The organism is Bacteroidota bacterium, from assembly GCA_016722565.1.
In the GTDB taxonomy this organism is placed as follows: domain Bacteria; phylum Bacteroidota; class Bacteroidia; order 2-12-FULL-35-15; family 2-12-FULL-35-15; genus 2-12-FULL-35-15.
On record JADKIU010000002.1, the window covers coordinates 1191827 to 1213970 of the forward strand.

Below are 22144 nucleotides of genomic sequence, written 5' to 3' on the forward strand. Positions count from 1 at the left end.
ATATGGCTTACGAAATTACTCTTTTATTTTTCTTTTTAAACACAGACGAATCTAAATAATAGAGTACTTTAATTGAAAAGCTATTTGATTTAGGGGAATTAAATGTAAGATTGATATCATCTGAATAATGATGTATGATATCGGCACCTTGTGTATAAATTGCATTTTTCCATACAAAACTCATTTCACTTCCTGGCAAAAACTGCCATCTGTAAACCAAATCAATGTTGAAGGCATTAAAATTTACATCCGAATTTCCGGCATATTGAGGTTGATCAAACAACAAGCCTTTGCTTCCCAAAACATAATATTGCTGATACTCTGCCTTCGACCAATAATGTCGGGTTCTTAAGGATAATGACATTCGATTTGTAAAAATATAGCTGGCATTTAGCATATTGGTAATCGTAGTCACATTGCGTCTTCCTAAAGTAATTACCCCTGAATAGTCATTGTAGTTTACAAAACCAATATCATCATTAATGTAATCTCTGTCAAAATCATAATTGAACGACAATTTATTATTCACTCGGAATCGCGGTGCCAATCCAAAAGCGAAATTATATCTGTTATTTTCTTCAAAATAGCGGTAACGCACACGTCCATCGAGCGCAAATCGTTTTCTATAATCCGTAGAAAACCAAGAATAACCTAAATAATCTTTGGGATAGGTATAATAATATCCCGGAACCCTCGGCTCCCAATGATCATACGTGATTATTGGCTCCAAATTTACGCCACCACCAACAGATAAAAACGAACGGAATAAAAAGTAGGCATCTCCATAGATATTAAAGTTCCAAAGGAAACTCGGTTTGAACAAACGTGAATACCCTACTCCTCCTGAAATATTATACGAATTCAACCGGCCTTTCGGCTCAAAACGATTGTAGCTTAAATTCAGGAATGTTTCAATCGTATTATTGATAAACAGAATTCCCATATCATTGGGATCATATTTATCACTTTTCACTCTTGCATTTACATTGTATCTAAACTTGCCACTCACTTTGCCTGCATAAACATCATACGTATATCCCAAAACCGGCTTAGAGGAGTCAGAAAAATATAATTGGCTCAACGCGGCCGTTCCATCAATTCCATAGGTATTTGTTTTTTCCATAAACTTAAATGCTGTTCCCGTCACATTCGCATCATAGTAACTTCCGTTCCGTGTTACATTTGTATTAATCAAGCTGATATAAGAATTATTCTTTAAAGCCTGATCAAAAACCAACACGTTATAATTTGTTAATGGTTGAGTCATTACTTTCCGATTGTTACCAATTGAATCAGCAATTACAGCATAAGTGTCCGCAGAGGTCGCATTAAATATTCCTATCCCTAAATTACTGAAAGTACGACCTGACACCTTAGTTGCATTAATCAGCTGAGTACTTGTTGGATTATCTTTAACAAATTCTCCTTCTTTTAATTCGGCATAAGGAGCATAAAAGTCGATGGGAGTGCCTCCTATTCTTCTTGAATAAAACAATCCACCTTTAGAGAACAATTCAGTTCCTTCTGTAAAAAATTGTCGATTTTCATTGTATTGCACCTCAAATGCGGAAAGATTCAACACTCGATTATCACTTTGTACCTGACCAAAATCAGGCACCAAGGTCATGTCTAAAGTGAAACTTTCAGTAATTCCATACTTAATATCCATCCCACCGTTAAACGAATAGGAATTATTGCTTTTCCCAAGTACATTATAAGGATAGTTTTCTGCGTATGCAGAAATATAAGGAGATAAAGATAAACGCAAAGGCGATTGAATATTTTCAATTCCTTTGATTGAACCAAACTGATTAATCAAACCGTTAATGGAAGGATTCACATTGTTCCAAAAATCATCTTCTCTTGTTCTTCTTACTTTACGAATAAAATTTACGCCCCAATCCTGAATAGAATCAACAGAAAAACGAATTGCAGAATAAGGTATTTTAAATTCGGCTATCCATCCATCTTTTGCTACATGAACATGACTTTGCCAAACCGCATTCCAGTTAAAATCTTGCCCTTCTGCCGAATATCTTGCATCTATTTGAACTCCGGCAGCAGTAATAAAAAATCCATACCCATTTATATCATCATTATAGGTATCTAGTATCAGGCCAAATAAATCGGCATTGGCTTCATTGTCTCTTTCACTTAATTCATGCAATACACTATCCGGATTCGCATCATATAGCATTGCACCGATATAAATAGCAACATCGTCATACACGATTCTTACTTCTGACTTTTGCTTTGCAGGCTCGCCCGGTTTTGGAGCACGTTGAAAAAAATCGCTTGCTGGTTCTGCCATTTTCCAGGCATCATCATCCAATATGCCATCAATTTTGGGAGAAAGGCTCACACGAATGGCAGTCATGTGTTTCTCTCCCACGGCATATATGCAGGTAGAAAACAACACGAACAACAAGAGTAACAAATAGGATATCAAGACTTTCATATTCAACAAAAATACATTGTTAAACAAAAATGAGGGAAGTAAATACACTAAAGGCAATTTTAAAATGATGAGTGGAAAGGAGAAGGGATTATATTCTTATACCAATAACAAGCACATCATCAATTTGATCAAGGTTCCCGATCCATTCTTCAAAAGCTTGATTTAAGGCCAAACGCTGTTCTTCTCCCGATTTCATATAGTTCTCTAACAATATTTTTTGCATCGGTTTGTATTTGAATTTTTTACCGATTGGTCCACCAAACTGATCCGCATAACCATCTGAAAAAACATAAACCATATCCCCTTTTTGAACAGGAATTTCATGACAATTAAACATTCGTAGTTCACTATCAACAAAGGCACCAACAGGAAACTTATCCGGGACAAATTCCAATGCTGTACCATTTCTGATAATCCAAAGAGGGTTAAAAGCGCCTGCATATTCAACCACCATTTTATCAGAATTAAAAGAACACAGTGCAATGTCCATACCATCGGTAACAAAAGAATCGGCATCACCTTTTTGTTGTAAAACTTTTGTCAACCCTTTATTGATTGAGTTCAATATAGCTGCAGGTTGGGTAATCGCATATTCATTAACTGCTTGTGATAAAAGATTACAACCGATAATTGACATAAATGCACCAGGAACACCATGTCCGGTGCAATCAGCAGCTGCAATCATCGACAGATTGCCAAATTTTTCGAACCAATAAAAATCACCACTTACAATATCTTTGGGTTTAAATAAAATAAAACCATCGTCAAAATAATTGGTCAACGTATTTTCTGGCTTCAGAATAGCCGTTTGCAATCGTTTGGCATACCGAATACTATCAGTAATATCTTTATTTTTCTCCTCAACTATTTTATTTTTTTGTTGAATTAAAAGATTTTTTTCTTCCAACTGAATATTTGCTTTTTGCTTTTGCTTGTACCCTTTGAAAATAAAAAAGGCCAATCCCAAAACTAAAAGCAACCCAAAAGTAATTGAGTAGTTAATAATTTTTTGTCGGTTTAAACTCAGATTTTGCAGCTCATTTTGTTGCTTTAAAATTTCGTTCTCTTTCTCTTTCTTCTCGGTATCAAATTTTGTTTGCATTTCAGCAATATTTTCGTTGGTTTCAGCATCATAGACCTCATCTTTCAATGCAATTAATTCATTCTGATATTCAACCACCTTTTTAAAATCACCAATTGCTTGATACCCTTCAATTAAATAAGAATAAATGTAAACCATTAATTGCTTTGCATGAATACGTTCTGCAATTACATGGGCTTTCAATAAATACTCTATTCCTTGTTTATAGTCTTTTGAAACATTATATGCATTACCAATATTGGCTAAGCACATAACAATACTGGAACTATCTTTAAATTCAGAATAAATAGCCAGTGCATTTTTATAATTTTCAACCGCTTCCGGAAACTTTTGCAATTCATTATAAATACTTCCGATATTATTTTGCAAGGTTGCGATTTGCGATTTATTGTTTTCTATTTGATAATACTGTAATGCGGATTGAAAATATTGAATTGATTTCTCATAATCATTTAAATCATAATAAATAGAACCCATACCAACTTCAGCTACAGCAATTTGTTCCTTATCCCCTAATTCTTTTCTCGCATCTAGAGATGCTGATAGATATTTCATCGCCTTCGTATAATTTCGCATGTCGCGATACACATACCCGATATTCCCATTTACGGCAGCAGCACCCGATTTATTTTTTAGAGAATCGTAGATTTCTGCTGCTTTTAGATAATTCTTCAAGGATTTCTCCCAGTCTGATTTATTTTGAAAACATAATCCTATTTCATTATAGAAATCTGCTTGGTTGGTCAACTTTCTTTTTTTGATAGATATATTTAAACCATTTTGTCCATAGTCTAAGGCTTTATCATACTGTCCTTTTTGCAAAAGAATTCGAACTAACTTAGAGATATGAACAATATTATCATCTTCTTTGGAAATAGAAATAACGTGCTCCAACGAATCTATTTCGGTTTGAGCATAACAAAGAAAGTCCGATAGAAAAAGCAGACAAAAGATTAAGTAATATTTACGGAGGAGCGAAGTCATAAATAAAAATAACCGGACGATCAAAACCGTCCGGTTGATTAATCAATAAAAAACTTATTTTTTAAGCTCCAAGCAAACTGCAATATAGGCAGCTGTTTTAGGATCAATCACTCTTTCAAATGAAACCAAGGAGCCACCTTTACCTTGAACTGCAGCAATAAAGCCTGATTCAGCACAATACAATTGACTGAAGGATATAATTTGTTTTGTGGCTCTGTCTAATAATGTACCACCATCATTTGTTGAATTGATGGTTTGAATCACGCCTCTCTCGAGAAGCTTTACACAATTTGCCATGGTTTGTCCGTTCACAGTTACGGTATTATAAGATACTTTAACGCCATCAACCAATCCTATTTCTGCTCCAAAAGGTTGTGCAAAATTAATGTCTGCTCCTGTTTGACTATCTGTAATCTGACCAGTAACAACGCTTCCAACCGGATTCGTACCTTCATATGAAGTCGTATCTGTTACTTTTGTACTATCATACTCTACTGTTATGACAGTTTTAACAGGAGTGGTTGAAGAGCCAATCCCTTTTACAATTCCTTTTCCCATAATTTTAGATTTTAAGTAAGATTTATATGATTAGTTAGGGTAAATATAGTAATCGTATTGTAAAATCAAAATTTTTAAACGTTTAATTTAAAAATAAAAAATCCTCCAATCAAGCGAATGAAAGGAGGATTGAAAGATTCAATAGTTCAAATTAGGAGTTCAAAAATGTATTAATATTTGTTTCAACACGATTTACAACATTGGATGCATCGGCTTTTACAAACTTTTCGCCAACAATATTTTCATACAATTCAATATATCTATCTGAAATGGAAGAGATTATAGCTGGCGTCATTTCAGGAACCTGCTGTCCGTCTTTTCCTTGAAATCCATTTTCCATCAACCACTCTCTTACAAACTCCTTCGATAATTGCTTTTGAGCTTCGACTTTCTTTTGTCTTTCTTCATAACCTTCCTTATAAAAATAGCGGGAGGAATCCGGTGTATGAATTTCATCAATCAAGTATATTACGCCATCTTTTTTACCGAATTCATATTTGGTATCCACCAATATCAATCCCATTTTAGCTGCAATTTCTGTTCCTCTTTGAAAAACGGCACGGGTATATTTCTCTAGCTGCTCATAATCTTCTTTCGACACAATGCCTTGTTTCAAAATTTCTTCTTTCGAAATATCTTCATCATGTCCAACTGAAGCTTTTGTAGTTGGAGTAATAATAGGTTCCGGAAATTTATCGTTTTCTTTCATCCCGTCAGGCATCGGAACACCGCATAAAATTCTTTTTCCGGCTTTGTATTCACGCCAAGCATGACCAGATAAATATCCACGAATCACCATTTCAACTTTAAATGGCTCACAAAACAAACCAACAGTAACCATTGGATCAGGAACTGAAATGACCCAATTTGGCAAAATATCTTCTGTTGCTTTTAAAAATTTTGCGGCAATTTGATTCAACACTTGCCCTTTGTATGGAATCCCTTTTGGCAAAACAACATCAAATGCGGAAATGCGATCACTCACCACCATCACCAATTGTTTATTATCGATGTTGTATACATCACGCACTTTTCCTTTGTAAAAACTTTTTTGTTTCGGAAAATTAAATTTCGTTTCTGTTATTGCTTCCATACCAATTTTAGATTTAAAGATTTTTAGAATTATTTCGTTCTTTTATTTGACTACTATTATTATTTCGCATCATACACCTCAACAATTTTCTTTACCAATTTGTGACGAATAACATCTGTTCCATCTAATTCAACAAAAGATACCCCTTCAATGTTCTTCAACAATCGAATGGCTTGCGGCAAGCCGGAGGGTTGATGTTTTGGTAAATCAATTTGTGTGATGTCACCAGTTATAACAAACTTAGCAGAAGCCCCCATCCGAGTTAGAAACATTTTCAATTGGCCTTCGGTTGCATTTTGTGCTTCATCTAATATTGCAAACGCATTATCCAAAGTTCTTCCACGCATAAACGCTAATGGAGCTATCTGAATCACTCTATTTTCAAGATAATACGTTAGCTTTTCAGGAGCGATCATATCACCTAATGCATCATACAATGGCTGCAAATAAGGATCTAATTTCTCTTTCAAATCGCCTGGTAAAAATCCTAAATTTTCTCCTGCTTCAACAGCCGGGCGTGTTAATATAATTTTTTTTACTTCTTTGTTTTTTAACGCGCGAACAGCCAGCGCAACTGCAGTATAGGTTTTACCTGTTCCTGCAGGGCCAACGGCAAAAAGCATATCATTTTTTGTAATTGCATCCACCATTTTGCGCTGATTCTCGGTGCGTGCTTTCACAATCAAACCCGAATTCCCAAAAACAATTACATCATCGGCAATTTCTGATTTATCCGAACTTCCGTTACGTTTTGCTCGACCATTCAATATTTGTTCAATCGCATTCTCTGTCAAATTTCCAAAACGATTATAATAAGCTATCAAAATATTGATAACCATCTCAAATTGATTCAACTCCTCCTCTTCCCCTGTTGCCTTTATGGTTTCTCCTCTTGCAACAATTTTCAATTTAGGGAAACGCGTTTTTATCAACTCCAATTTTGAATCATTTACACCATATAAATTAACAGGTGCAATGTCTTCAAGTATAATTTTTTTTTCGCTCACGCAATTAATCGAATTAAATAAAAATTTATTTTTTTAACAGAAAGCACGAAAATAACATATTTTTGTGTATTCATCAGGGGAAACAGAAACCGAAAAAACCACAATTTACTAACAAATGGCAATCATCACTCTTACTACTGATTTAGGATTGAAAGACCATTATGTTGGCTCAATAAAAGGCTCTATTCTCAGCAGGGTTCCCAACGTTACGATTGTAGATATTTCACACCAAATACCAACGTATAATATCCAGGATGCGGCATACATCGTTAAAAATGCCTATCCCAGCTTTCCAAAAGGCAGCATTCATATTATTGGCATCAAAGCAGAGCAAAACAGCCAATCTTCTCATGTGATTGTTTTTTCTGATGGACATTATTTTGTGAGTGCCGACAATGGTATCTTTTCATTCTTGGATAGCCCCATCGAAAAAATAATTGAACTCCCTTCCACCATCTCTACCTTTCCTACTAGAGATGTGTTTGCCGTTGTTGCAAGTGCCATGGCCAATGGAAGTCAAATGGAAGAATTGGGTAAACCAAAAGAAAACCTATTGGAACGTATGCCTTTCCGAGCGGCCTCTATGGGTGACATGATTCGAGGAACCGTTGAATACATTGATTCCTATGGAAATGTAATGTGCAATATCACACAAAATTTGTTCAACCAAGTTGGAAAAGGCAGAGAATTCGAAATTGAATTTGCCAGATACAAAATAAGTAAAATCAGTCAGACCTACAATGATGTTCCTGAAGGGGAAATTTTAGCTCTTTTTAATTCTGCCAGCCAATTAGAAATTGCAATGAATAGCGACAGAGCAAATAGCATGCTGAATTTAAAATTAAACGACTCTATAACCATCCGATTTCAATGATTATCCGTATCGTAAAAATGACTTTTCAACCCGAAAAGACAACTGAATTTCAAATGATTTTTGAGGAGTCAAAACAACTCATCCGCAACATGAATGGATGTTCTCATTTGGAATTATTAAATGACATAAACGAGCCGAATATATTTTTCACCTATAGTTACTGGGATTCAGAAACAGATTTGAATAATTATCGCAACTCCGATGTGTTCGCGAATGTTTGGGCAAAAACAAAAATTTTGTTCTGCGCTAAACCTGAAGATAATGTTCTCATGATTATCGCTTCCTGCATTTAGCAAAGCTGTGATTTTTGCTTTTTCTTCTTCCAGATTAGCAATCTCTTTCTCCAACTGATCGTACTCCAATTTTTCTTTAAAACTCAATTTTTTTTTGGGTGTCGAAGGTTCAGCCGCTTTAGTCACTTCCACCTTCACCTCTTCCACTTTTTTTTCAGCAATAGTAGATTGCTCTAACTTATTTGCAGCTTTATCCTCCCCTTCTTTTTTATCTCTATACTCTGTGTAATTTCCCGGAAAATCTCGTAAAACACCTGCCCCTTCAAAAACAAATAAGTGATCCACCATTTTATCCATAAAATAACGATCATGGGTAACAATCAATACACAACCTTGAAAGTTGGTTAAAAAATCTTCCAAAACACTTAAGGTCACAATATCCAAATCGTTCGTTGGCTCATCGAGAATTAAAAAATTTGGATTTTTTATCAGGATTGTCATTAAATACAAGCGTCTGCGTTCACCTCCGCTTAATTTAGAAACCATACTGTATTGCACATCAGGAGGGAATAAAAATTTCGTCAATAATCCGGAAGCAGAAAGTTTAGACCCATCTGCCAAAGGAATAAATTCGGCAATGTCTTTTACAACTTCAATAACACGTTTATCATCTTTTAGCTTCAAACCCTCTTGAGAATAATAGCCAAAAATCATGGTTTCTCCGGTTTGAATTTCACCTGAATCGGCTTTTTCAAGACCCATAATCATATTTAAAAAAGTAGATTTTCCTACTCCATTTTTCCCGATAACTCCAATCTTTTCTCCTTTTTTAAAGATGTATGAAAAATCGTTGACAATTTTTGTTGCTCCAAATGCTTTCTTAATATTTTTAAATTCCAGAATCTTTCCACCAATCCTGCTCATCTTCACACCCAGCTCCAGCTTCGTTTCTACTTTCCCACTAAATGCTTTATCTTTTGTATCCTCAAAGGCATTCAAGCGCGATTTTGATTTTGTACCACGCGCTTTTGGCATTTTTCTCACCCACTCCAATTCCCGTCTGAATAAATTTTTCGCTTTATCAATTTCACTACTTTCCATTGCTTCGCGCTCCGCCTTTTTCTCAACGTAATATTGAAAATCGCCACGATAATGATGTAATTTACCGTCTTCGATTTCAATTATTTCGTTACAGATACGATCCAAAAAATAACGATCATGGGTTACCAGCAACAATGTCATGTCTTTTGAAACCAGATAATTTTCCAACCATTCAATCATCTCCACATCCAAGTGATTGGTGGGCTCATCCAGAATTAATAAATGAGGTTCATCAATTAAAACTTTAGCCAAAGCCACCCGTTTTTTTTGTCCACCGGATAATGTTCCAATTTGTTTATCTAAAAAAGCAATTTTCAAACGTTGCAAAACCTCTTGCACTTTCGCTTCAAATCCCCATGCTTCCAACTTATCCATCTGTGCGGTACAAGTTTCTAATTGAGCAGATGTTTCATCATTATATTCTTTTTCAAACGCATGCAACGCATCCTCATAAGCTCTTACCGCATTCAACATTGGGTTATCCGATTTATAAATAGCTTCAATCACCGTATCATTTTCATTTAATGCCGGATTTTGATCCAAATAAGTAACGATGATATCTTTTCGGAAAGTAACTGTTCCTTCATCGGCAATCTCCTTTCCTGTAAGGACTTTCAGCAAAGTAGATTTCCCCGCACCATTTTTTGCAATCAATGCAATGCGATCGCCTTGATTTAAACCAAAACTAATTTTATTAAATAACACTTTTGTTCCAAACGATTTTGAAACTGCTTCAACTGATAAATAATTCACAATAGAACACCTAATTAAATTCTAAATTTATTTTTAGAAGGCGCAAAGGTAAGTAAAATAAAGCTTTATAAACGAGGAGATGACTGAATCAGAAATTACTCTTTTTCTTTTTCAATATAGGTATAACTCACATTCACTGGTGGCGACTGTTCTTCATCAGCTAATATCTGATTGTCGCCACTCACATCAATCAATTCATTTTCTGCATCATCACCAAAATCATATTTGCGGGGAGGTGGGCCTTCTTTTCTAAAGTTATAAGCCGTAATTAATCCAGCCAAGGAGCCCAACATGTGAGACTCCCATGAAATTCCTTTTTGAAAAGGCAATACTCCCCAAATCGCACCGCCATAGAGAAACGTAACAAATAAGGACAATGCCATTAAACGGGTGTCTTTTCTGAAAATACCGCTAAAAAACAAAAAGGTAATAAAACCATAAATAATTCCACTTGCGCCAACATGGTAACCATCACCACCTGCCGCCCATACCCAAACACCGGTCATGAGATACACCCAAAAAAACACGTTAAAAGCAATGGATCTGTAAAAATAAAAGATGATTGGGCCAAGCACCATCAGCGGAAATGTATTCGAAATTAAATGTGGTACATCTCCATGCAACAAAGGTGCAGTAAAAATGCCAATTAAACCACTCACCTTCCTGGGGTATAAACCATACCAGGATAGGTTGACCTGTTCAAGAATTTCAAACAATTTTACCCCCCAAAGAATGGTTACAAAAAGTGTAGGATATAATACACTGAAAAATAATTTTGAGGTAGTATTTCGCATAATTGTAAATATAATGGATTTTCGAGTGTCAATGTTTATACCAAAAGTAAAAAACGCCAAAAAGACAGGATTTGTTTTTGAGGTACAAATATTTATATTTGTCATGTACACAAATGAAAAAGATCACAGTATTTTCTCTTTTAGCAATTTTTTTATTCAACTATGTTGGATACTATATTGTATTCAAAACCACTCAAGCCGAAATCAGAAAAGAAATAAAAACTAAGATTAAACTTGGTGTTCCAGAAAACGAGTTAACGGTTATTGAATTCAGTAAAAATGATTTCCAAAATATTTCTTGGGTAAAAGAGAACAAAGAATTTTACTACAAGAACCAACTATTCGATATTGTAAAAAAGGAAGAAACGTTAACAGGCATTCTTCTTTATTGCATTGACGATAAGCAGGAACATGAGCTCTTTGCAGCTTTAGATGACCACATCAATCAACTTATATCCACGAATCCTCAAAAAAGCAATACTCCTTCAAAAAAATTGATTGATCATGTTGTAAAAATTTATTTTTCGACCAACTATTCTTACGCGCACACAATTACATTTCATTTATTGTCTTTCCCTTCCGTATCGAGTACTTACTCGTCATTATCTCCTGAAATAAAATCTCCACCACCACGATTCTGTTAATCCTCTTGAATCAGAAAAAAATTGTTGTTTAGTTGTTTTCACATCATTTACGAATTGTGAAATAATTCTTTATTGCTTTTTGATTCATGCTGTATGGATCCCAAACAAAGTTTGTAGCTAATCTTTGTGTATGGAACTATATAGAGCAATCTGCGTTCTGCAGATCTGCTGAGCGCAGATTTTTTTTCACATTCAACCACATTATAAAACAACTATGAAAAAGATACTATTTTTTACCCTTATGGGAATAACCATATATTCAATTGGCTATGCGCAAGAAAAGCCAGTGAATGACACCATTTTAAATAAACTAATCAACTTAAATGAAGTTATTTTTTCTGCCAACAAATCAGAAGAAAAAAAATCAGATGTTGCCTATAATATAGAAGTGATTAAGTCAAAAGATATTGAATTATCCAACCCGCAAAATTCGGCCGACATGCTCTCCAATACTGGAAATATAATGGTGCAGAAAAGTCAAGGTGGCGGAGGCAGTCCAATCATCAGAGGATTTGAGGCCAACAGAGTTCTAATTGTAATTGACGGTGTAAGAATGAACAATGCCATTTACCGTGGAGGACATTTACAAGATGTTATTACGATAGACAATGCAATGTTGGATCGAACCGAAATTATTTATGGGCCTTCTTCTGTTATGTATGGAAGTGATGCACTAGGCGGTGTGATGCATTTTTACACTAAAAATCCACTTTTTGGAATTAATAAAATGAATTTCAAATTAAATTCATCTGTTCGTTATTCAAGTGCCAATCAAGAAAAAACAGGACACCTTGATTTCAACATCGGTTATAAGCGCCTTGCTTCATTGACGAGCATTACCTATAGCGACTTTGACGACATGCGAACGGGTTATGCTCGCAATCCGAACCCATCCTTTGGAAGATGTGAGTACTATGCTGGGGTAAATGCTGCTGGAACAGCTGACAGCATGATCAGAAATTCTAATACCAATATCCAAAAGCGAAGTGGATATTCTCAAATCGACTTTATGGAAAAATTACTTTTTAAAGCGAATGACAATTTGAGAATTGGCTTAAATGTTCAATACTCTACTTCTTCTGAAATTAATAGGTATGATCGGCTATCAGAATATAGTGGGGGAAATTTAAAATTTGCAGAGAATGGCTATGGCCCACAAGAAAGATTATTAACCTCTCTTTACGTAACCTTAAAGTCGGACTCTAAACTTTTTGACAACATGCGAATTACTGCTGCCTATCAAGACATTTCACAAGAGCGATTTAGTCGAAGATTCAGCACGGATTATACGAGTGGTAGTGGTAGCAACTTCAAGACGAGGAACTTTGAAAAAGTAAATGTTTATTCCTTGAATGCAGATTTAAGAAAACAAGTAAAAGAAAAACATGAGTTGAGTTATGGTGCAGAAGTTGTTGCCAACAAAGTGACATCTACTGCTTCAAAAGCAAACATATACACTGGTGCGGAGGCCATCGGTCCGGTTGACACCAGATATCCAAATGGTGGAAGTAAAACCGCGAATGTTGGTTTATATTTAACACATAGTTGGGAGATCAATGAAAAATTTATATTATCTGAAGGAATTCGATATTCATACAATTCCATTACGTGTAATTTTGATACATCATCCGCTGTATCCAACTTTCAATTCCCTTTTACTTCTGTAAACCAAACCAACAATGCTTTAAATGGAAATATAGCACTCATCATGATGCCTGAAAAAAATGTTCGTTTCAGCATATTGGCCTCAACAGGATTCAGAACCCCTAATGTCGAAGACATCAGCAAAGTATTCGAATCGGTTGGCAGCAGAGTAGTTGTGCCAAATGAAACACTTAAACCTGAATATGCTTACAACATTGAAGGCGGTTTATCTACAACAATTATGGATAACAAGATCAAACTGGAAGCAAACTATCATTATACGTTGCTAAAAAATGCGATTGTCCTCAAAGAATACCAATACAACGGAAAGGATTCAGTGATGTTTAACGGAGTTTTGAGCCAAGTAGTAGCACCTCAAAATGTAGACGAGGCTTACATTCAAGGGCTTTTTGCTGCAATCACTGCTGATTTTACAGATAATGTATCGTTTAAAACATCATTAACCTATACAATGGGACAGTATCATAAGCAATTGCCGGCAATTGCCAACGACCCCAATCACGATACCATTGTTCCGATGGATCATATTCCTCCAATGTTCGGACAAACAAGCATTTTGTATCACTTTAAGAAATTCGAAAGTGAGATTTATGCCCGCTATAGCGCTGCAAAAACAGGAAAAGAATATAGTTTAGGGACGGAGGACAACGAATTGTATTCGGCTGACCCAATAAATGGATATATGCCAGGATGGGTTACCTTCAATATCAAAACTGCTTACCATGTAACAAAGAATGTTAGTATTAACTTAGGCGTAGAGAATTTATTTGATGTTCATTATCGGATGTTTGCTTCCGGCTTCAGTTCTCCTGGCAGAAACATTGTAGGTGCCATTCGAATCAAGATATAAGTTATGCATCATACTTCAAATCCAAAGGAGCCCAATCGGGCTCCTTTTTCCTTCCATTTCCTACCAATTAACCTTAAAATCAACCGCTTAATAAATGAAAGGCATTTATTCACCAAAAAGCTTTCATTTTTTTGTTTTTATGCTTAATATTGCATCTAGGAAATACTTAAATTACTTTCAATAAATCGCACGATAATGAAAAAAAATCTATTCACGTACCTGTTTTTAGGATCTGTTTTTTGCTTTGTAGGCAAGAACACCGCTTTCGCTCAAGGCGAATACAAATGCGGAACAACACAAATGCATAATAAAGTGCTTGCAGAGCATCCTGAAATCGCTCAGTCAGAAGTTGAATACAACGCTTTAATTGATCAATTGATAAAAACTAAAAGAGAATCAAAATCAGTTGATTCTAACCATGTATTTATTATTCCAATCGTATTTCACGTATTACATGTGAATGGAACAGAGAATATCTCCGATGCTCAAATCATCGATCAGGTAAATATTCTTAACCGAGACTATCGGAAATTAAATGCAGATATCGCTGCAATCGTTCCCCCTTTTCAACCAATGGCGGCAGATATTAAAATTGAATTTCGCTTAGCTCAAATTGATCCGAACGGAAATTGCACCAATGGTATCGATAGAATTTATTCTCATAAAACAGATAATGCGAATGATGACTCTAAATTAAATCCTTGGCCACGCCAAAGTTATTTAAATGTATGGGTTATCCGTACAATGGAGAGCGTTGGTACAGCAGGTTACGCATATTACCCAAGTGCTACTGCACCATGGTATATGGAACCAAGAGATGGTATTATCATTATTCACAACTATATTGGTAGCATCGGAACAGGAACAGTTGGTCAATCCAGAGCATTAACGCACGAAGTTGGTCACTGGTTAAATTTACCTCATACTTGGGGTTCAACCAATAATCCTGAAGTTGCATGTGGTGACGAAGGAGTAAATGACACCCCAATAACATCAGGTCATGACAATTGTGGTAACAGATATGATTTTGAGTGCGATTCAAAAGCATTAACTGGTACTTATACATTTGGTAGCGTAACTACTACATCCGGAACAACAGATCCATCTGCAGCTCCAGAAGCAACAGACTCTGCAATTACATTTAGTAATCCTATCGCAGTTGGTGTTTCAACAAACTCTGCTTCTGCTTCTATGTTTGAATTTTCAAACTGGGGAACAGGAGCATTGAATGGTGAAACTTCTTTTGCTGCTTTAACAGGTAGTCTTGATAATTCAAAATACTATGAATTCTCAATTACTCCAGATTTAGCTCAAGCATTAACGATGACTGGTATCACATTTAATGTAAAACGTGATACAAATGGCATCCGCACATTTGCGATTCGTTCAAGTGCAGATGGCTACGCTGCAAACTTAGCCGCTTCTATTACTCCTTCTAATCCAAACTTAAGTGTACAAGCCGGAAACATCTTCTTTATTAACTTTGATACAACTGTATCAATGACCGGAAGTAAAATCACGTTAAGTGGAGCAAGCTTCACAAGCATCAACAACACAACTCGTACTTTCCGTATCTATGGATGGAATGCAGAAGACATCAATGGAACATTTGGTGTAGACAACATTGCTTTCACAGGAACACATGGTATCGTAGAAAACGTTGAAAACTATATGGAGTATTCTTATTGCTCTAAAATGTTTACAGAAGATCAAAAATGGCGTATGCGCGCTGCTTTAGAATTGTCGTTATCTGCTAGAGACAACCTGTGGATTGGTTCTAACTTGGCTGCAACCGGAACAGACGGTTCTGCTGTAGCTTGTGCTCCAAAACCTGATTTCTATGCAAACAGAACAATGGTTTGTCCTGGTGGAACTGTAACATTTACAAAAAACATTTCTAGCATTACACCAACATTTGGAACAACTTATACTTCACCAACTGTAACTTCTTCTTGGACGTTCACAGGTGGAACACCTGCTACATCAACTGCAGCAAACCCTACAGTAACCTATAGCACTCCGGGTACTTACGAAGTAACATTAACCACTTCCTATGCAGGTGGAACAGCAACATCAACAAAAACAAACTACATCATTGTTTCTGATGGATTTGCTCAAGTTCCCGCAACCTATACTGAAGATTTTGAAAATGCTGCTGAATTTTGGTCACATTGGATGATTAATGATTTAGATAACAATGGCAAAACATGGTATTATTCTTCAGCTGCTGGATATAACAGTACACATAGTGCTATGATGAATCCTTATTACAGCTATGCATACGATGTTGATCAATTGATTTCTCCTTCATTTGATTTATCTTTTGTATCATCACCAACACTTACCTTTAGATGTGCTGCTGCAACAACAGCTACAGTTCCAGCTGACATGAACGATAAATTAATCGTTTCTTCATCTACTGATTGTGGTGCAACTTGGGCAGTGAAACGCACCTTTACAGGAGCGGGAACGGCTACTGGTCCTTCTGCTACTACCCTAATCAACAACGGGTATCATCCGGAAGAATACATTCCTTCTACACCAGGTGAGTGGGCTCTTCTTACTGTATCAGGTATCACAGCTTCTAATAAAACACGTGTGAAATTTGAATATGTAACCGGAAAAGAAAGCAACAGCATCTACATCGATGACGTTAACATTTCAGGTGTTGTTGGTGTTGATGAAAACAGCAGCGAATCAGCGAATGTGGCTATCTTCCCTAATCCAACTAGTCAATCATCAACTGTATCTTACCATTTGAACAAAAAAGGTGATGTTACAATTGTGTTGGTTGATGTTTTAGGAAAACAAATCATGCAAGTAAATAACAAAAACCAAACTGAAGGCGATTATTCAATCGAAATTTCTAAAAACGAATTGAACCTTCAAAGCGGTATTTATTTTGTAAAATTCACAATAGACAATACAACAATCACTAAAAAATTGGTTATCTCTGAATAATACCAACCAGTTTAACCATAAAAAAGGGGCTATATAGCCCTTTTTTTATTCCTATTTGTTAATAAAAGTAAAAGCACAAAATATATTGCGCTTTTAAATAAAATGTTTTAATTTTGAATAACTAATTAAGGTAGAAATGAATCGATTTTCAAAAATTGCGCTCACTTTCTTATTCTCTATGTTTGCTGCAGTGGGTTTCTCCAAAAACACAGGAGATTTAAGTAAACTTGCTCCGAAATCAAACGATTCTGTCATTACGACAAAAAGCAATATTGTTATTTTTAAAATGATTCCGGCACCTGCCCTCAACACACCATCAAATGGTAGCTTAAAAAAAGCCGGAAAAGTTGCCCGCACCTCTAACTCTTACAGCAACTAAATTAAAGTTGTTGCAAAAGATTAAACAATTTTCCATCGGTTATAAAACATCCAGTTTGTAACAATTCAAATACCTCTACCCCTTTTTCACCTCTATATTGTTTTTCTGACCTTACTAAATTTACTGCATCTGAATCACTATTCTTCCATTGATCAAACACTCCATCAGCCATTAAATCCAACTTACTGTTTTCTTTTACTCTTATTCCCAATAACACAATTTTATCTTCTGCAAAGCGAAAGAGGTTTAACGACTTATTATCCCGGTATTCTAAAAATTCTATTTTATTCATCACCTTTTCATATACCAAATCACTAAAAACATCCAACAGCTCTTCGGCTTTACTTAGTTCTTCCAACTTCATCTTTTCCCAATCACTACCGGTAATTTGTGCTGAGGCAAGAAAGTGAATAAACTCATTTTCTAATGCCTTTAATTCAGAACTATCTAAACGTTTGTATTTCATGCAGTATTTAATTTTGAATATTGCGCAAAAATAGTGTAATTCGTAATATCATTTACTTATAATCCTTATCCTATGTTAATCAATCATACCGTTACAGAACGATTTATAAAATACGCTAAAATAGATACCCAAAGCGATCCTAGTTCACGTACTTGTCCATCAACCCCAAAACAAAAAGATTTAGGCAACGTGCTGGTGCAAGAGCTTTTAGAAATGGGCATAAAGGATGCTCACATGGATGAATATGGCTATGTTTATGCAACCATTCCAAGTAATACAACAAAAAAAGTACCGGTGATTTGTTTTTGTTCACATATGGATACTTCTCCAGATTGTTCAGGCAAAAATGTTCAACCACAAATTCATAAAAAATACGATGGAACTGACATTGTCCTTCCTAAAGATCAAACGCAGGTAATACGTGTAAAGGATCATCCATCTTTGCTGAAACAAATAGGCAATGACATCATCACAACTGATGGAACCACCTTATTAGGCGCAGACAACAAAGCAGGTGTTGCAGAAATCATGGATGCGGCAAACCACTTGATGAAACATCCGGAAATCAAACATGGAACGATAAAAATACTATTTACACCCGATGAGGAAATTGGCAGAGGGGCTGACAAAGCCGACATGAAAAAACTAGGTGCTGATTTCGGATACACGATTGATGGAGAAGAATTGGGGCATATTGAAAATGAAACATTTTCTGCAGATGGGGTAACCATCAACATTCATGGAGTGAGCACACATCCGGGTTTTGCAAAAAACAAAATGGAGAGTGCCATCAAAATTGCGAGCGAAATTGTAGCTGGATTACCAAAAGATAAAATGAGTCCGGAATCAACTGAAAAAAAAGAACCATTTGTACACCCCTTAAGTATTTCTGGTGGTATAGAGGAAACAACATTACAGTTTATTATTCGTGCTTTTGATGAGGAAAGCCTAAAAACACAAGAAGATTTTTTAAAATCATTAACAGAAAAAACAATAAAAAACTACCCACACTCTTCTTTTGATTTTATTGTTAAACAACAATATCGCAATATGAAACAGGTACTGGATAAAAATCCGGAAATTGTTAACAATGCGCTAGACGCTATTAAAAGAGCGGGCGTTGAGCCGGTATTATCAAGCATTCGAGGAGGAACTGATGGTTCCCGTTTTTCGTACATGGGATTACCTTGCCCGAACATATTTGCAGGTGAACACGCTTTTCACTCCAAACATGAGTGGGTTTCCATACAGGATATGGAAAAAGCAGTTGCTACAATTGTGCATCTATGCATCATTTGGGAAGAAAGAGCTTAGAGCTTTTCGACTCCACCTGTCAAACGACAGGCGGAGTCGAAAAGTTAAAAATGCCATAAATCATGTTCATAGGTAAAAATATCACTCTTTACTCTCTCTGATTCCAGTTGTTGCTCCAATCCAACTTTGTAATCATAAATACCACGATCGTATACATTACTTTCCTTTCGGATATAACTTGAGAACATTCGTTTCCAGAAGATATCATCCAGTGTTCGTCTTTCAGCGTCATTTTTACGCATATAGACTTCTGAAGTTGCGAACACCGGACGAGCTTCCGGAAAATAGATCCAGAAAAGGGGTTTATCTGCACCTAAATGCTCTCCTGACTCAGAGACTTTCTCTATTAACGGACAAATACCTATAATTCGTACATCTAAAACGGATCTTTGTTTATCGTAAAACCAATCTTCCTTTATCCAATATTTCCAAACTTGTGAAGATACAATTGGCTGTGGTGTTGGCACAGAATCAAAGCCCGAACCATCTAATCGCTCAACATACATCATGACAATTGGCGAAAGCTTGTTATTGGCTTCTGTAGATGTCATCTCGTACCTAAACTGATCGTCAGTTGCCGGATTATCAAATAATGTTATTTTACCTTCTTTGAGAGCTGCATCAATAATCACATCATACAAATTTTTTCTATCCAACAATGGTGATTCAGGATAATAAAGCGGGTGATTCATTTTTTCTCTTAAATCAATAACCCGCCAAACGCGTTTGCTCCACATCACATCCGCTTCTCGTAAAGAAGGATAGGAAGTCACCTCTTTGTTTGGGGTGTTCTCTTTAACGTAAGGCAAATCAGGGTACTTTGAAGGGCCAAGTGTATTTTCTTGTCCGAAAGAAGATGTAAAAAGGCTTAAAAAAATCAACAATAGAAAAAGTGCAGTATTGCAGGTGCAAATTACAAGTAAAGACTTTCTTAATTCATGAATACTATAATGGTTCATTTTTACCTCCGATTTTAGTTTGATAAAAATATAACGGAGGAGATAAAAAAAGATACAGTGTGCGATTACACTCTAAATCCAATGACAAGAATATCGTCTATTTGATCGAGATTACCTTGCCAATGTTTCAAGGTTTTAGCAAATAATTTTTTTTGTTCATTCATCGGGAGATGAGATGCACTTAATAGCAATTCTTGGAATTGCTTATATTTAAATTTCTTTCCTTTCGGGCCACCAAACTGATCAATATAGCCATCGCTAAACAAATATATCGCATCCGACTTTTGAAGTTCTATTTCATGTTGTGTAAAAACAACATTTTTATTTTCATTGTGGGCACTGATTGCAATTTTATCACCTTTACATTCTACGAATTGTTTGTTTCGGATATAACAAACCGGATTATTCGCTCCAGAAAATTGCAACATCATATTCTTTCTATCGATTCGAACCAATGAAATATCCATTCCATCACGAACAGTGCTACTATTATAATTATGACGAAATAATTCATGAACTTCTTGCTGCAAAAAAGAAAGTACTTCGGCCGTCCCCGGGTTTTTGAGATGTTTAATTGCATTATTCAACGCATTGTATCCGACCATACTCATAAAAGCTCCCGGCACACCATGTCCTGTACAGTCAACAACAGCTGCATACACGTATGCATCAGAAGAAACAATCCAATAAAAATCACCACTAACAATGTCCTTCGGGCGGTACAAAACAAATGATTCACGCAAAAGTGAATAGGTCATGTCATCATCAGGCAAGATCGAACCTTGAATGTATTGCGCATATCGAATACTATCAGTAATGTTTTTGTTTTTTGCTTCTATGATGTCTTTTTGTTTGAGAATGCGAATATTCGCAATTTTCTTTTGCTTATACTCTCTATAAACAAAATAAGCCATGATTAAAAAAACGCAGGAAACGCCAATGAATATATACAAATAAATTGTTCTGCTTTTTATGTCGGCATTGGATTTTGCTAATTCTAAATTTTTTAATTGAATCTCTTTCTCTTTGTTTTCAGTTTGATACTGTGTTTCAATTTCAAGGAGTTGTTTTCTACTCTGTTCATTAAAAACAGAGTCCTTGTAAATCATATAAAGTTCATGATACACCAATGAACTTTTATAATCTTCGATATCTTTATAAACAATGGAAATATCTCTGCAAGTTTCCTTCAAATTATCATATGCATTTCGTTTCAAATGAATATCAAATGCTTCCAGATAATTTTTTAATGCATTTTTTGTATCCCCACTGTCGTAATATGTTTTTCCTAATGATTGAAAAACAACACCCAAACCATACATTTGATCAATCCCTTTAAACAAATCCAGTGCTTTATTCAATGACTGTAATGACTCAGAATACTTTTTCTCAGAATTTAGCAACTGACCAATCAAAGCATAGGTCATTCCTTCACCATAAACGTTTTTCTGTTTACCGAAAGCAGGTAATGCATAATTCAGATACTTCATAGCACTATCTACTTGTCCTTTTGTTCCAAAGATATTACCAATGCCAAAAGAAGCCAAAGCCAAGGCATAAGTGTCGTCTGTTTCCAAACCAATTCGATAGCACTTCCGAAACGCATCCAATGCTTTTTCTGTATCGTTATTTCCGAGATAGGTATTACCGATGGAATTCATTACGACATTCATCAATTTTTTATTCCCCAATTCGTCATAAATCTTATATGATTCTTGTAAGTTTTTAAGTGCTAAATCATAATTTCCTTTTGCATTGTAAATCTCTCCCATTCGAGAATAAGTGCGTGCCAACCCTTTTTTATAATCAATTTTTTTTCCTAATTCCAAAGCGATGGAGGCAAATGAATAACTACTATCCGGAAGATCAAGAAATTTTTTTGCCAAGTCGTTCAACACATTCACTCGGGTAGTATCGGGGATGTCCTTAGATAATAAATTCATCAAACT

At 35.6% G+C, this 22144-nt stretch carries 16 protein-coding genes; 6 read left to right on the top strand and 10 right to left on the bottom strand.

Annotation, left to right across the window (positions count from 1 at the left end; all coding sequences use genetic code 11):
- Window positions 1-7: 7 nt before the first annotated feature.
- The 5 genes from IPP64_10785 to IPP64_10805 form a co-directional block, all read right to left on the bottom strand.
- On the bottom strand, window positions 8-2458 hold the full coding sequence (locus IPP64_10785) for a carbohydrate binding family 9 domain-containing protein (GenBank protein MBL0329876.1): 2451 nt from the start codon (window positions 2456-2458) through the stop codon (window positions 8-10).
- An 88-nt stretch (window positions 2459-2546) separates the two neighbouring features.
- The gene (locus IPP64_10790) at window positions 2547-4544 is read right to left on the bottom strand and encodes a tetratricopeptide repeat protein (protein MBL0329877.1); all 1998 of its coding nucleotides are present in this window, start codon (window positions 4542-4544) and stop codon (window positions 2547-2549) included.
- A 54-nt stretch (window positions 4545-4598) separates the two neighbouring features.
- Entirely contained in the window at window positions 4599-5102 is a 504-nt protein-coding gene (locus tag IPP64_10795) for a hypothetical protein (protein ID MBL0329878.1), read from the bottom strand.
- A gap of 151 nt (window positions 5103-5253) precedes the next feature.
- Window positions 5254-6195, bottom strand: a complete 942-nt coding sequence (locus IPP64_10800; GenBank protein MBL0329879.1) for a phosphoribosylaminoimidazolesuccinocarboxamide synthase — start codon at window positions 6193-6195, stop codon at window positions 5254-5256.
- 59 nt (window positions 6196-6254) lie between these two features.
- The gene (locus IPP64_10805; protein MBL0329880.1) at window positions 6255-7202 is read right to left on the bottom strand and encodes a PhoH family protein; all 948 of its coding nucleotides are present in this window, start codon (window positions 7200-7202) and stop codon (window positions 6255-6257) included.
- A gap of 115 nt (window positions 7203-7317) precedes the next feature.
- Between IPP64_10805 and IPP64_10810 the strand changes: the two genes are divergently transcribed.
- Complete coding sequence (locus IPP64_10810) at window positions 7318-8076, top strand: SAM-dependent chlorinase/fluorinase (GenBank protein MBL0329881.1); 759 nt, start codon at window positions 7318-7320, stop codon at window positions 8074-8076.
- Window positions 8077-8243: 167 nt separating this feature from the next.
- Here the strand turns inward: IPP64_10810 and IPP64_10815 are convergent, their stop codons facing one another.
- Both IPP64_10815 and IPP64_10820 read right to left on the bottom strand, forming a co-directional pair.
- Window positions 8244-10163, bottom strand: a complete 1920-nt coding sequence (locus IPP64_10815) for an ABC-F family ATP-binding cassette domain-containing protein (GenBank protein MBL0329882.1) — start codon at window positions 10161-10163, stop codon at window positions 8244-8246.
- Between the two features lie 95 nt (window positions 10164-10258).
- Complete coding sequence (locus IPP64_10820; protein ID MBL0329883.1) at window positions 10259-10957, bottom strand: rhomboid family intramembrane serine protease; 699 nt, start codon at window positions 10955-10957, stop codon at window positions 10259-10261.
- A 113-nt stretch (window positions 10958-11070) separates the two neighbouring features.
- Between IPP64_10820 and IPP64_10825 the strand changes: the two genes are divergently transcribed.
- The 4 genes from IPP64_10825 (at window position 11071) to IPP64_10840 (ending at window position 17456) form a co-directional block, all read left to right on the top strand.
- A complete protein-coding gene (locus IPP64_10825) occupies window positions 11071-11601 on the top strand; it encodes a hypothetical protein (GenBank protein ID MBL0329884.1) in 531 nt (176 codons plus the stop codon).
- A 214-nt stretch (window positions 11602-11815) separates the two neighbouring features.
- Window positions 11816-14116 (top strand): TonB-dependent receptor, encoded by a 2301-nt coding sequence (locus IPP64_10830; GenBank protein MBL0329885.1) that lies wholly within the window; start codon window positions 11816-11818, stop codon window positions 14114-14116.
- Window positions 14117-14311: 195 nt separating this feature from the next.
- The gene (locus IPP64_10835; GenBank protein ID MBL0329886.1) at window positions 14312-17077 is read left to right on the top strand and encodes a T9SS type A sorting domain-containing protein; all 2766 of its coding nucleotides are present in this window, start codon (window positions 14312-14314) and stop codon (window positions 17075-17077) included.
- A 136-nt stretch (window positions 17078-17213) separates the two neighbouring features.
- Window positions 17214-17456: a hypothetical protein gene (locus IPP64_10840; GenBank protein MBL0329887.1), complete on the top strand. Its 243-nt coding sequence runs from the start codon at window positions 17214-17216 to the stop codon at window positions 17454-17456.
- A 1-nt stretch (window position 17457) separates the two neighbouring features.
- Here the strand turns inward: IPP64_10840 and IPP64_10845 are convergent, their stop codons facing one another.
- On the bottom strand, window positions 17458-17922 hold the full coding sequence (locus tag IPP64_10845; protein MBL0329888.1) for a hypothetical protein: 465 nt from the start codon (window positions 17920-17922) through the stop codon (window positions 17458-17460).
- A gap of 72 nt (window positions 17923-17994) precedes the next feature.
- Between IPP64_10845 and pepT the strand changes: the two genes are divergently transcribed.
- The gene (pepT, locus tag IPP64_10850; protein ID MBL0329889.1) at window positions 17995-19236 is read left to right on the top strand and encodes a peptidase T; all 1242 of its coding nucleotides are present in this window, start codon (window positions 17995-17997) and stop codon (window positions 19234-19236) included.
- A gap of 44 nt (window positions 19237-19280) precedes the next feature.
- Here pepT and gldN read toward each other — a convergent pair whose 3' ends face one another.
- Together gldN and IPP64_10860 are read right to left on the bottom strand one after the other, a co-directional pair.
- The gene (gldN, locus tag IPP64_10855) at window positions 19281-20195 is read right to left on the bottom strand and encodes a gliding motility protein GldN (protein ID MBL0329890.1); all 915 of its coding nucleotides are present in this window, start codon (window positions 20193-20195) and stop codon (window positions 19281-19283) included.
- 65 nt (window positions 20196-20260) lie between these two features.
- Window positions 20261-22138: a tetratricopeptide repeat protein gene (locus IPP64_10860; protein MBL0329891.1), complete on the bottom strand. Its 1878-nt coding sequence runs from the start codon at window positions 22136-22138 to the stop codon at window positions 20261-20263.
- Between the last annotated feature and the right edge of the window lie 6 nt (window positions 22139-22144).

Coding starts and splice junctions, on each gene's coding strand:
- IPP64_10845 (MBL0329888.1), bottom strand. CDS start 17,922: ATGAAATACAAACGTTTAGATAGTTCTGAATTAAAGGCATTAGAAAAT.
- IPP64_10840 (MBL0329887.1), top strand. CDS start 17,214: ATGAATCGATTTTCAAAAATTGCGCTCACTTTCTTATTCTCTATGTTT.
- IPP64_10790 (MBL0329877.1), bottom strand. CDS start 4,544: ATGACTTCGCTCCTCCGTAAATATTACTTAATCTTTTGTCTGCTTTTT.
- IPP64_10795 (MBL0329878.1), bottom strand. CDS start 5,102: ATGGGAAAAGGAATTGTAAAAGGGATTGGCTCTTCAACCACTCCTGTT.
- IPP64_10830 (MBL0329885.1), top strand. CDS start 11,816: ATGAAAAAGATACTATTTTTTACCCTTATGGGAATAACCATATATTCA.
- IPP64_10785 (MBL0329876.1), bottom strand. CDS start 2,458: ATGAAAGTCTTGATATCCTATTTGTTACTCTTGTTGTTCGTGTTGTTT.
- gldN (MBL0329890.1), bottom strand. CDS start 20,195: ATGAACCATTATAGTATTCATGAATTAAGAAAGTCTTTACTTGTAATT.
- pepT (MBL0329889.1), top strand. CDS start 17,995: ATGTTAATCAATCATACCGTTACAGAACGATTTATAAAATACGCTAAA.
- IPP64_10810 (MBL0329881.1), top strand. CDS start 7,318: ATGGCAATCATCACTCTTACTACTGATTTAGGATTGAAAGACCATTAT.
- IPP64_10800 (MBL0329879.1), bottom strand. CDS start 6,195: ATGGAAGCAATAACAGAAACGAAATTTAATTTTCCGAAACAAAAAAGT.
- IPP64_10825 (MBL0329884.1), top strand. CDS start 11,071: ATGAAAAAGATCACAGTATTTTCTCTTTTAGCAATTTTTTTATTCAAC.
- IPP64_10860 (MBL0329891.1), bottom strand. CDS start 22,138: ATGAATTTATTATCTAAGGACATCCCCGATACTACCCGAGTGAATGTG.
- IPP64_10820 (MBL0329883.1), bottom strand. CDS start 10,957: ATGCGAAATACTACCTCAAAATTATTTTTCAGTGTATTATATCCTACA.
- IPP64_10835 (MBL0329886.1), top strand. CDS start 14,312: ATGAAAAAAAATCTATTCACGTACCTGTTTTTAGGATCTGTTTTTTGC.